This window comes from Frankia sp. AiPs1 (assembly GCF_023716945.1).
Taxonomy (GTDB): Bacteria; Actinomycetota; Actinomycetes; order Frankiales; family Frankiaceae; genus Frankia.
The window spans coordinates 1-913 of the sequence record NZ_JAMQQF010001070.1 but is presented as its reverse complement, the minus strand read 5'-3'; the positions used below and the strand labels follow the sequence as shown (position 1 = coordinate 913).

Below are 913 nucleotides of genomic sequence, written 5' to 3'. Positions count from 1 at the left end.
GTCCCCGCCCCACAGCCAGCCCCGGCACCGGTTCACGGCGCGATCCCGACGGCGCCGACCGTCGGACCGCCGACGCAGCCCGGCGCACCGTCGCCAGCCGTGGATACCTCGGCGGCACGGCCGGCGTCCGCGCCGCCGGCCGCAGGTCCGACACCTGCACCGCCGGCCGCGGAGCCGACACCCGCGCCGTCGTCCGCGGGTCCGATCCCGCCACCGCCGCTCGCGGAGGCGACACTTGCACCGCCGTCCGCGGAGCCGATGTCGGCGCCCCCGGCCGCGGAGCCGATGCCCATGGCGCCGACCGCCGGCTTGCCGGTCGCCACCTCGCAGGTGCCGGCGGTTGCACCGTCGCCCGACGCGGCGCTGGTGGGCGATGTCGTCGCCGGGCCGGGCTGGTGGACCGCGTTCGTCGAGGCACATCGGCAAACCGCCCAGGTCCAGGCCGCCTATCAGCATCTGATGACCGAGGCGCAGGTGGAGTTCCTGCGGACCACGGAGGCGATGTGCGCACGACTGGCGGGCGCGTCCGCCATGGACGTGTACGCGGCGCCCGGATACCTGCCGGCTGTGTCGGCGGTGAACCCTGCGGCGGTTCCGCCGTCGGCGGCGCCTTCGCCGGCCGCTCCAGCCACGGCGATGCCCGCGGCGGCAGGGCCCGCGACAGCAGTGCCTGCGGCGGCGGTGCCCCCCGCGGAAATGCAGGCGGGGGCCATGCCTGGGACGGCCGTTTCCCCCGTGCCAACGGCGCCGGCGAGCAGCGCGCCCCGGCCGGCCGACCCGGTCCAGGCCGCTGAGGCCATGTCGGCGCCGCCCGCGGTGCCGGTGGCCGATCCGACGGTCGCGCCGCCCGCCTCCGTCACGGCCGCCGTGCCGCCGGTGGTGGCACAGGGCACCCTCGCGGCCATGGCCGCAG

The 913-nt window shown here is 78.3% G+C and carries 1 protein-coding gene and 1 pseudogene; one reads left to right on the top strand and one right to left on the bottom strand.

Translation table 11 applies throughout. The features are described 5' to 3' along the window. Positions 1–32: 32 nt before the first annotated feature. Positions 33–293, bottom strand: coding sequence for a hypothetical protein (locus ND748_RS32925; RefSeq protein WP_251750150.1), 261 nt, complete (start codon positions 291–293; stop codon positions 33–35). Between ND748_RS32925 and ND748_RS32920 the strand changes: the two are divergent. Then, a pseudogene (locus tag ND748_RS32920) lies at positions 292–913 on the top strand (hypothetical protein); the annotation flags it as partial. The gene ND748_RS32925 and the pseudogene ND748_RS32920 overlap by 2 nt on opposite strands.

Coding starts and splice junctions, on each gene's coding strand:
- ND748_RS32925 (WP_251750150.1), bottom strand. CDS start 293: ATGGGCATCGGCTCCGCGGCCGGGGGCGCCGACATCGGCTCCGCGGAC.